This is a genomic window from Mesorhizobium sp. M2A.F.Ca.ET.037.01.1.1, from assembly GCF_003998075.1.
Lineage (GTDB): Bacteria > Pseudomonadota > Alphaproteobacteria > Rhizobiales > Rhizobiaceae > Mesorhizobium.
In genome coordinates this window covers 1-10,389 of sequence record NZ_RZSA01000113.1, presented here as the reverse complement: position 1 = coordinate 10,389, position 10,389 = coordinate 1, and the positions used below count along the sequence as shown (strand labels likewise).

Sequence of the window (10,389 nt, the reverse complement as noted above, 5' to 3'; positions counted from 1 at the left end):
CGCTACAGCCGCTTCCGCCGCCGCACCCCTTCCCATGTTGTTCTCCGCGCCCTCGCCGCACTCGCGGCAAATCGCTTCATTCACCGGGGCGAAAACCGGCAAACGCGCAGCCGCCGCGGCTGCCCGATTGGCGTACGCTTCACCCTGACGCGGAACGAAAGCTTGATGATGTGAACGGGATATCATGGGGTACTATGGGCGTCAACGGGAACAGGCATCACAAACACGCGCATCACAACCACAAAGCGCAGGCTGAAGGCACGTCTCGTCTTTATCCTCCATTAAGCCTAACGAAGCGTTTAGAGCCCTCTGGCCAAAAGGACGCTGCTTGCCGCAAACAGCCGGCACGCATAGCGTCTCTGGCAATTTCTATTCAGCCGAAGGGATGAAGCCTGATGTCCAAGAAAGCGAAGTCCCGCGCCGCGGCGCTTGCCCATTTGCGCAGCCGCGATTTCGCCAAGGGCGACCCGATCCCGCTGCCGCTGACCATGGCATCGATCTTCCACACGCCGGGCGCAGAGGTCGGCTTCGATCAGTATGGCCGCTACGACAATCCGACCTGGCGCGCCGTCGAGCACGCGCTTGGCCACCTCGAAGGCGCGCAGTGCGTCGCCTTCCCGTCCGGAATGGGCGCAATCTCGTCGGTGTTTTTCGCGCTGCTGAAATCAGGCGACCGCGTGCTTCTGCCGTCAGACGGCTATCACGCCACGCGCGCCATGGCCGAGCGCTTTCTCAATCCCCTCGGCATTGCCTGCGACACCAGGCCGACGCCAACCTTCCTCGACGGCGGCTTCGATGGTTACCGGCTGGTTTTTGCCGAGACGCCGTCCAATCCCCGGCTGGACATCTGCGATATCACAGCGGTGGCCGAAGCCGTTCACAGGCAGGATGGGCTGCTGGTCGTCGACAACACGACGATGACGTCCTTCGGCCAGCGTCCGCTGGACCTCGGCGCCGACATCGTCGTCTCCGCCGACACAAAGGCGGTGAACGGTCATTCCGATGTGCTTTTCGGCCATGTCGCGAGCCGCGATGCCGACATCATCGCCAAGGTGACCGACTGGCGCAGCCTGGTCGGCGGCATCCCCGGTCCCTTCGAGGCCTGGCTTGTGCATCGCGGGCTGGAAACGCTGGAGGTGCGTTTCGACCGGATGTGCTCCTCGGCCGAAACGATCGCAATGAAGATGAGAACCCATCGCGCGGTCGGCGGCCTGCGCTATCCCGGCCTCGAGGGCGATGCCTCGCACAATCTGGCGCGCGCCCAGATGGATCGCTTCGGCTTCCTGATCTCGTTCGAACTGGCCTCGGAACAGAAGGCCGAGGCGTTCATCGACAATTGCGCGCTGATTGAATCGGCGACTTCCTTCGGTGGCGTGCACACCTCGGCCGAACGGCGCTCGAAGCGCGGCGACGCCGTGCCGCCCGGCTTCGTGCGCCTGTCGATCGGCTGCGAGCCGGTCGAGGAGCTTTGGCAGGCGATCGAGGCGTCGTTGGACAAAGTCGCCAGTTGAGCGGACAACGACACGCATCAAAACAAAGACTTAAGCGCGTCGCCTGAATCAGTTTCAACGCGACGCGCTTTAGGGTCCCATATCCTCTGTCTCGATCCTTCGCCGGCCATGCAACACGCGCAGGATTTCGATCGCATCGTCGCCAATTCGATAGAACGTAAGGTACTGCCCGACAACAAGGTGGCGAATGCCCGGCAGGATGTCGTCGCGCGGTGCGCCGATCGGGGATGGAGGGTTAGCAAGTCCCATCGCCGCTGAAGAGTTTCCACAAAACGGATTGCGGCATTAGGATTGTAGGCGGCGATATAGTCGCCGATAGCTTCGAGGTCGACCAGTGCCTGTGGAAGCAGGCGGTACTTCACTCGTCAGCGCCTTTGGCTTCCGCCATCTTCGAATATCTGGCGCGCAATCGCTCCATTAAGGGGGGACCGTCCAGCGCCGGTCCGCTATCGATCCCCTCCTGCACCAATTCCCGCAACTCCTCCACGGTGTAGCCGAGCAGGTCGCGGCGCTCCTTCCACTGCCTGAGCGCATCGCGGATCACCTCGCTCGCGGAAGCATATTCGCCCGCGGCGACCACATCGTCGACTGCCTGCGCCAGTTCCGGCGAAAGCGTGATGCTACGTTTATCGACCTGGCCCATGACGTGCTCCTGTCCTTTCTTGGAAGGTACGATTTAATCGCACCGGCTTCAAGAACACGTTTGGCAGCATTGGGAGGTTGTATTGCAGGACCCTTGAATCAGAAGACCCGCTCATCGGCCTAACCTTCTGATCCCGTTCAGCTATCGTTACGAGAAAAAATGCCAGCTGGCCTGTAAGCCGGGTTCTGTATGGCCCTCGCCTTGCGACGAGAACGTGGCGGCCATTCATCTCGGGCGCATGTTGCCATGCGCCTCACGCAACCAACCCGGACGGTGGGCCGGAAACAGCCCTCGAAGGTTTCCCCTCGCACCGCCCCTATTCGGTTTTGCTCCCGGTGGGGTTTGCCCTGCCGCTCCTGTTGCCAGTCGCGCGGTGGGCTCTTACCCCACCCTTTCACCCTTGCCGCGGCAATGCCGCGGCGGTTTGCTTTCTGTGGCACTTTCCCTGGGGTCGCCCCCGCCGGCCGTTAGCCGGCACCGTGTCTCCATGGAGCCCGGACTTTCCTCACCCGCAACCTTTCGGCTCCCGCGGGTGCGGCCGCCCGGCCAGCTGGCAAGCGCGTATAAAGGGATTCCCGGCTGAAAACGCAAACGAAAAAGCGCCTCGCCCCAAATGCGCGGCGGTTTGGGGCAACGACGTGCATAAAGCGCGCGTTGCACAAATCCGCCGCGCTGCATAGCGTCAGGCCGGCGAGCCCAGCGCCACCATCTGCACCTTCACCTTGCTGCAATAGGCGGCGGAGACCGGGTTCATCCGCGTCGCTCCGTGGCCGGCATTGTATTTCAGGATCGTGCCGCAGGTGGTGCCGCCGCCAAGGTCCCGCGCCATGGCGAGATACTTCATGCCGTATTTGATGTTGGTGTCGGGATCGAACAATCCCTTGGCCGAACCGGTATAACCCATCATGCGGGCCGTCGCCGGCTTGATCTGCATCAGGCCGATCTCGCCGGCGCCGCCGACCATGTTCGGCCGATAGTTGCTTTCGATCTTGATGACGGCCTTGGCTAGCGACACCGGCACGCCATAGCTCGCGGCATAGCGGGCGATGATCGCCGAATACTGGCCTTCGCCGGCGGCAGCGGGCGTCGCCACGGCGATCTTGCCGGGTTTAATCGAGGCCGTCGTGGTGAGATCGACAGCCTTTCTGCCGCGCTTGGCGCGTTTGGCCGTCGATTTTGTCACCCGGGTTGCGGCGGCCTTCTGAACCCTTGCCGGAGCAGCCCGCGCGGTTTTTGCCGTCTTGATGCTCGAGCCTGCCTTTGGCGTTACGGCTGCGAGGCCGTTGTCCGCCCTGGGGCTCAGCGGGGCACTGTTGGCCTGGTTGAAGGCAAAACTTATCACTCCGGCAGCAACGGCTGCCGCTACAACGGTCAATTTTTGCATGTAGTCCTGTTCTGTTAGAGCTGCACGAAGAACTTCGCACAGTTAGGTCAACTCAACATCGGGTGCCTGGGGGGATAGACGCCCGACAACTTGCGGAAGGGGCATTTGCAGGCGGAATTGGCGGCAATGAAGGCGGCGCAATTCACTTTGAGTGACAGATTGTAATTTAAGGATCCCGACGCGACTTTTTGACGGGAGTTGCCTTTACGGAAGCCAGGAGCCTCTGCAGTGTGCGGATCGTCGAATTGTCCGCCACGCCGTCGACCAGCCGCCGGCGGAAATGTAACTGGAAGGCCGCCACCACGATTTCCGTCCGCCGGTCATAGTCACCCGATATCTCGACACCGTAGCCATAGAGCGCCAGCATCGATTGCAGTGCTTCAACGTCGGCGCCGGCATCGCCGGCCTTCAGTGCAGCGCCCGCCTTTATCGGCGCCGCCGGCACGAGATGTCCGATACCGGCCGCGAACAGCGTCTTCCAGGGAAATTTCTCGCCCGGATCGACCTTGCGGCCCGGCGCCACGTCCGAATGGGCGAGCACCCTTGCCGCGGGAATGGAATGGCGTTCCGCGATACCCGCGCACAACTCGATCACGGCGCCGATCTGCCGCCGCGGGAAGGCCTTGTAGCCCAGCATGTGCCCGGGATTGACGATCTCGATGCCGACCGAGCAGGAGTTGATGTCGGTTCGCCCGAGCCAGGAACTCTGGCCGGCATGCCAGGCGCGATCGCTCTCGCGCACCATTTGCACGATACGACCGTCCTCATGAACGAGGTAGTGCGAAGACACCTCGCTCGCCGGGTCGCACAGCCACGCCTCGGCGCCGGCGCCGCTTGCCATACCGGTATAGTGCAGCACGATCATGTCGGGCCGAAGCGTCTCGCGGCGCGGGCCGAAATTGGGCGAGACCCGAACCTCCGCCTCTGGATGGTCGGGCAGAAAACCGCTCATGCGTGCCTGAGGCCCCGCTCGATCCTCTCATAGGCGGCGTTGATCGCGGCGACCCTGGTCGTGGCGATCTTGATGAATTCCTGCGGCAAGCCGCGCGCGATAAGCCGGTCGGGATGATTGTCCGAGATCAGCTTGCGATAGCGTTTCCTGATCTCCTCGAACGGCCTGCCCCGCTCGATCCCCAGGACGACATAGGGATCGGCGGCGCCAAGATCGACGTGCCTGGACAGGATCGCCTCGTAATGCGCCTCGTCGATCTGAAAAATCTCCGCGATCCGATGCAGGAATTGCCCTTCCTGCTCGTGGATGAGGCCATCCGCCTTGGCGATGTGGAACAACCCGTCGAGTATGTCTTCCAGCATCATGCAGTTTGCATGGCCGGAGCCGCAAAGCTGCGCCATGCGCTGGGCATAGGTCTCGAATCCGGCGACATCCTGCTTGGCGATATCGTAAAGCCGCGCCACGTTGCGTGTCTCGCTCGGCGGCACCTCGAAGATTTCCTGGAAGGCGCGCACCTCGTCCTGGGTGACGATGCCGTCTGCCTTGGCCATCTTGGCGGAGAGCGCGATCATGGCCACCGAGAAGGCAACGCGCCGGCGCAGGTCCGGATCGCCGGAAAACACGGTACGCACGGCTTCGACGACATCCGCGACGCCCGAGGACGCCGACGACGAAACACGAGCGATGAAGTCGCCAAGGCGGTCCCAAATCGACATGCCGGCTTCATAGAGCGAACCGGGCGGTTCTATCAAGCCTGGACAATGCCGCAGGTGATGGGCGACCTTCGGGATCGGTGGAGCAAAAGGAAAGCCGGCATTGCCGGCCTTCCTTGAATTTATGTGGTCGGATCTTACTGCGCAGGCGCGGCAGGAGCCGGATTTGTTGCCGGAGCCGGTTCAGCGGGCTTCGAAGCGTCGGGCGAAGCAGGCTTCATCGGCTGCTCGTTGGCCGGCGGATTGGTGCTCTGGGTGGTGGTATTGTCGGTGCCACTGTCGCTGCAAGCCGCGACCCCCAGCAGGGCGAGCGCCGAAACAGACGCCAAGATGAGCTTCTTCATGGTATGTCTCCTTCAACAGACGCTCACGTTTCGGTGAGCGGTCGCAGGGGAAATGCATCAGCAGGCTCGACGGTTTCGTAACGTTGCATTTCGATATGTAACATCAACTTGCAATTGCTGGCGGGGAAATCCCGAACTAACAGAACATGCGCACGAAGACATGAGTGGACAAGCAGAATGCCGGCAGCCGCGGAAACACGGAAATGGGATTTTTGGATCGACCGCGGCGGCACCTTCACCGACATCATCGGCCGTGATCCGCAGGGCCGGCTGCACCCTCGAAAACTCCTGTCCGAGAATCCCGAGGCTTATGCGGACGCAGCCATCCAGGGCATCCGCGACCTGTTGGGTCTGAAGGCCGGCGCCGCCATTTCCGCCGACGCGATCGGCGACGTCAAAATGGGCACCACCGTTGCCACCAATGCGCTGCTCGAGCGCAAGGGCGACCGTGTGCTGCTGCTCATCAGCAAGGGTTTTCGCGACGCTTTGCGCATCGCTTACCAGGCAAGGCCGGATATCTTCGCCAAGGAGATCATCCTGCCCGAGCAGCTCTACGAGCGGGTGATCGAGGTCGACGAACGCGTGCGCGCCGATGGCTGCGTCGAGCGTCTGCTCGACATCGCCGCCTGCCGCCCGGCGATCGAGCAGGCCAGGGCCGATGGCATCGACGCGGTCGCCATCGTCTTCATGCATGCCTGGAAATACCCGGATCACGAAAAAGCCGTGGCAAAAGTCTGCCGCAAGATCGGCTTCAGCCAGATTTCAGTCAGCCACGAGGTCTCGCCGCTGATCAAGCTGGTCGGCCGCGGCGACACCACCGTGGTCGACGCCTACCTGTCGCCGATCCTGTCGCGCTATGTGCAGCGTGTAGCGGGCGAGTTGGGCGCCGGGCCGCGGCTGATGTTCATGATGTCGTCGGGCGGCCTCACCGCCGCCGATATGTTCCAGGGCAAGGACGCGCTGCTTTCCGGCCCGGCCGGCGGGGTCGTCGGCATGGTCGAGACGGCGAAGCTCGCTGGCTTCGAAAAAGTCATCGGCTTCGATATGGGCGGCACCTCGACCGACGTTGCCCATTATGACGGCGAATATGAGCGCGCCTTCGATACCGAGGTCGCCGGCGTGCGCATCCGCGCGCCGATGATGCGCATCCACACGGTCGCCGCCGGCGGCGGCTCGATCCTGCATTACGAGGCGGGACGCTTCCGCGTCGGCCCGGATTCGGCCGGCGCCAATCCCGGCCCCGCCGCCTACCGGCGCGGCGGCCCGCTCGCCGTCACCGACGCCAATGTCATGCTCGGCAAATTGCAGCCCGATTTCTTCCCGGCGATCTTTGGTGCCGGCCAGGACCAGCCGCTCGACGCCGGCGCGGTTCGCGAGAATTTCGTGGCACTTGCCGCCCAGATCGGCGACGGCCGTTCGCCCGAGGCGGTCGCCGAAGGCTTTGTCACCATCGCCGTCGAGAACATGGCCAACGCCATCAAGAAGATCTCGGTGCAGCGCGGCTACGATGTCACGGAATATCTCTTGAACTGCTTTGGCGGCGCCGGCGGCCAGCACGCCTGCCTTGTCGCCGACGCGCTCGGCATGGAAGCGGTGCTGATCCATCCCTTTTCCGGCCTGCTTTCCGCTTACGGCATCGGCCTCTCGTCGGTCTTCGCCTCGCGCCAGCAGGGCCTGCTGCAGCCGCTTGCCGAGGAATCGCGCACCGCAATCGAGGCGCTCATCGCAGCCTTGCGCAGCGAGGTCGTCGCCGAACTCGGCGAACAGGGCATTGCCGAGGAGGCGCTTTCGACGAGGCCCGTGCTGCATGTCCGCTACGACGGCACCGACACGGCCCTGCCGGTGAATTTCGAGCATGGCTCGATCTTCCGCGCCAGAAGCGATTTCGGGGCCGCGCACAGGGCGCAGTTCGGGTTCATCTATGACGACAAGCCGATCGTCGTAGAAACCGTCGCCGTCGAAGGCATGGAGGCCGCTCGACAGGACAAGGCTGAAACCTCCGCCCCTGACGGAGCGGCAGGAGTCGAGCCCAAGCCTTCGGAAAGCCGGCGCATCTATACCGAGGGCCGCTGGCACGAGGCCGGCGTCTATCGCCGTGAAAACCTGAGGCCATCCAACACGGTCGCCGGCCCCGCGCTGATCATCGAGCCGAACCAGACCATCGTCGTCGAGCCCGGCTGGCGGGCCGAAATCACCGGTCTCAACCACGTCGTGATCCGCCGCACGGAACGGAAAGCGCGTGCCGCGGCGCTCGGCACCGAGGCCGATCCTGTGATGCTGGAGGTGTTCAACAACCTCTTCATGTCGATCGCCGAGCAAATGGGCGTGACGCTGCAGAACACCGCCTATTCGGTGAACATCAAGGAGCGGCTCGATTTTTCCTGCGCCGTGTTCGACCGCCATGGCGCGCTGGTCGCCAACGCGCCGCACATGCCGGTGCATCTGGGCTCGATGGACCGTTCCGTCGAAACCGTCATCCGCCTGAATTCCGGCGACATCCATCCCGGCGACGTCTTCGCGCTCAACGCGCCGTACAATGGCGGCACGCATCTGCCCGACATCACGGTGGTGACGCCTGTCTTCGACGATGCCCAGAGCGAGATCCTGTTCTGGGCGGCCTCTCGCGGCCATCACGCCGATGTCGGCGGCACCGCACCCGGCTCGATGACGCCGCTCGCGACAACGGTCGATGAGGAAGGCGTGCTGTTCGACAATTTCCGCATCGTCGATCGCGGCCGCTTCCGCGAGACGGAGCTGGAGGCACTGCTGACCGACCATCCCTACCCCGCGCGCAATCCTGCCCAGAACATCGCCGATCTCAAGGCGCAGATCGCCGCCAACGAAAAGGGTGTGGCGGAACTGCGCAAGATGGTCGCGCATTTCGGCCTCGATGTCGTCGAGGCCTATATGGGCCATGTCCAGGACAATGCCGCCGAGAGCGTGCGCCGCGTGATCGAGCGGCTTCCCGACAGCGCCGCTTACGAATACCCGACCGACAGCGGCCAAGTGATCAGGGTGAAGATCACCGTCGACCGGAAAAAGCGCGAGGCGACCGTCGATTTCACCGGCACCTCGCCTGTCATGGAGAACAATTTCAACGCGCCGGAGCCGGTGGCGCGCGCAGCCGTACTCTATGCCTTCCGCGTCATGGTCGAGGACATGATCCCGATGAATGCCGGGTGCCTCAGGCCGATCAACATCGTCATCCCCGACGGCTCGATGTTGAAGCCAGCCTACCCCGCCGCCGTCGTCGCCGGCAATGTCGAGACCTCGCAGCATGTCACCAACGCGCTGTTCGGCGCGATAGGCGCCATGGCCAATGCGCAAGGCACGATGAACAACCTCACCTTCGGCAACAAGAAATACCAGTATTACGAGACGATCTGCTCCGGCTCACCGGCCGGCCGGATGAATTCGGGCCGCGGTTTTGCCGGCACCTCCGGCGTTCACACCCACATGACCAACTCGCGCCTCACCGATCCGGAAGTGCTGGAACTGCGCTTCCCCGTCGTGTTGGAAGACTTCCACATCCGCGAGGGTTCCGGCGGCAAGGGCAAGTGGAATGCCGGCGACGGCACCAGGCGCACAATCCGTTTTCTCGAGAAGATGGAATGCGCGATCCTGTCCTCGCATCGAAGCCGGCCGCCCCAGGGTCTCGACGGCGGCGGCGACGGCGAGTCGGGCTCGACCAAGGTCAGGCGCAATGACGGCTCGGTCGACATCCTCAAGGCCTGCGACCAGACCACGCTCGATGCCGGCGAAGCCGTCATCGTCACCACGCCGACACCTGGAGGCTTCGGAAGCGCGTAAGAATTCGTGACAGCCTGCCGTCAACAGGCTGTCACCTGCCTGTCATGACGCTGCGCTACCCGCTTGCGCCAACGCAAACGGGGAATCACCTTTCCATGTCGGACGTATCCGGAGAACTCGTTTATCGTCGAGGCAAGGAAGTCGGAAAGGCCGTCTACCAGAACCGCGCATTGTCGAAGGACGGCATTTCCGAGCGGCTCTTCGCCTTCCTGTTCTCCGGTCTGGTCTATCCGCAGATCTGGGAAGACCCGGATGTCGACATGGACGCCATGCAGCTCGGCGCCGGTCATCGCGTCGTCACTATCGCCTCGGGCGGCTGTAACATTCTGGCCTACCTGACCCGGTCGCCGGCCAAGATCGACGCCGTCGATCTCAATGCCGCGCACATCGCGCTCAACCGCATGAAGCTGGAAGCGGTGCGCCATCTGCCGTCGCAAGGCGACCTGTTCCGCTTCTTCGGCGCAGCCGACACCAGCCACAATTCCGATGCCTATGATCGCTTCATCGCACCGCATCTCGATGCGGTCAGCCGCCACTACTGGGAGCGCCGCAACTGGCGCGGCCGCCGCCGCATCTCGGTCTTCGACCGCAACTTCTACCAGACCGGCCTGCTCGGGCTCTTTATCGCCATGGGCCATCGCGTCGGCAAGCTGTTTGGTGTCGACCCGACCGGCATCATGAAGGCGCAGAATATCGGCGAGCAGCGCCGCTTCTTCAACGAGGAACTGGCGCCCGTCTTCGACAAGAGGCTGCTGCGCTGGGCGACCTCGCGTAAGGCTTCGCTGTTCGGCCTCGGCATCCCGCCGGCGCAGTACGATTCGCTGATCACCTCCGGCGACGGCTCGATGGCGAGCGTCTTGAAGGCTCGGCTCGAAAAGCTCGCCTGCGATTTCCCGCTGAAGAACAACTACTTCGCCTGGCAGGCCTTTGCCCGCCGCTATCCGCAGCCCGGCGAGGCGGCACTGCCTGCCTATCTGGAACAGCGCAATTACAAAACGATCCGCGACAACATCGATCGCGTCGCCATCCACC

9 protein-coding genes and 1 other RNA gene are annotated in these 10,389 nt (G+C 63.3%); 3 read left to right on the top strand and 7 right to left on the bottom strand.

The window, feature by feature from the left end:
* Positions 1-395: 395 nt before the first annotated feature.
* Positions 396-1,511 carry a cystathionine gamma-lyase gene (locus EOA27_RS08550; protein ID WP_126081986.1) on the top strand — a complete coding sequence of 372 codons (1,116 nt, stop codon included), beginning with the start codon at positions 396-398 and terminating at the stop codon, positions 1,509-1,511.
* 17 nt (positions 1,512-1,528) lie between these two features.
* Here EOA27_RS08550 and EOA27_RS08545 read toward each other — a convergent pair whose 3' ends face one another.
* The 7 genes from EOA27_RS08545 to EOA27_RS08515 all read right to left on the bottom strand — a co-directional run bounded on the left by EOA27_RS08545 (position 1,529) and on the right by EOA27_RS08515 (position 5,547).
* Positions 1,529-1,873, bottom strand: a complete 345-nt coding sequence (locus EOA27_RS08545) for a type II toxin-antitoxin system RelE/ParE family toxin (RefSeq protein ID WP_245466994.1) — start codon at positions 1,871-1,873, stop codon at positions 1,529-1,531.
* Positions 1,870-2,154, bottom strand: coding sequence for a type II toxin-antitoxin system ParD family antitoxin (locus EOA27_RS08540; RefSeq protein WP_126060079.1), 285 nt, complete (start codon positions 2,152-2,154; stop codon positions 1,870-1,872). The genes EOA27_RS08545 and EOA27_RS08540 overlap by 4 nt, the downstream gene beginning before the upstream one ends.
* A gap of 158 nt (positions 2,155-2,312) precedes the next feature.
* Positions 2,313-2,708: RNase P RNA component class A (gene rnpB, locus EOA27_RS08535), an RNA gene on the bottom strand.
* Between the two features lie 128 nt (positions 2,709-2,836).
* Positions 2,837-3,538, bottom strand: a complete 702-nt coding sequence (locus EOA27_RS08530) for a transglycosylase SLT domain-containing protein (protein ID WP_126081985.1) — start codon at positions 3,536-3,538, stop codon at positions 2,837-2,839.
* Between the two features lie 166 nt (positions 3,539-3,704).
* Positions 3,705-4,490 carry an N-acetylmuramoyl-L-alanine amidase gene (locus tag EOA27_RS08525; protein WP_126081984.1) on the bottom strand — a complete coding sequence of 262 codons (786 nt, stop codon included), beginning with the start codon at positions 4,488-4,490 and terminating at the stop codon, positions 3,705-3,707.
* A complete protein-coding gene (locus EOA27_RS08520; protein WP_126081983.1) occupies positions 4,487-5,206 on the bottom strand; it encodes a DnaJ family molecular chaperone in 720 nt (239 codons plus the stop codon). Before EOA27_RS08520 ends, EOA27_RS08525 begins: the two co-directional genes overlap by 4 nt.
* Positions 5,207-5,340: 134 nt before the next feature.
* A complete protein-coding gene (locus EOA27_RS08515; protein ID WP_082056158.1) occupies positions 5,341-5,547 on the bottom strand; it encodes a hypothetical protein in 207 nt (68 codons plus the stop codon).
* A gap of 177 nt (positions 5,548-5,724) precedes the next feature.
* Between EOA27_RS08515 and EOA27_RS08510 the strand changes: the two genes are divergently transcribed.
* Both EOA27_RS08510 and EOA27_RS08505 read left to right on the top strand, forming a co-directional pair.
* Entirely contained in the window at positions 5,725-9,357 is a 3,633-nt protein-coding gene (locus tag EOA27_RS08510; protein ID WP_126081982.1) for a hydantoinase B/oxoprolinase family protein, read from the top strand.
* Positions 9,358-9,401: 44 nt separating this feature from the next.
* Positions 9,402-10,389 (top strand): DUF3419 family protein (locus EOA27_RS08505; RefSeq protein WP_127255949.1); only part of this gene is annotated, 988 nt, incomplete at its 3' end.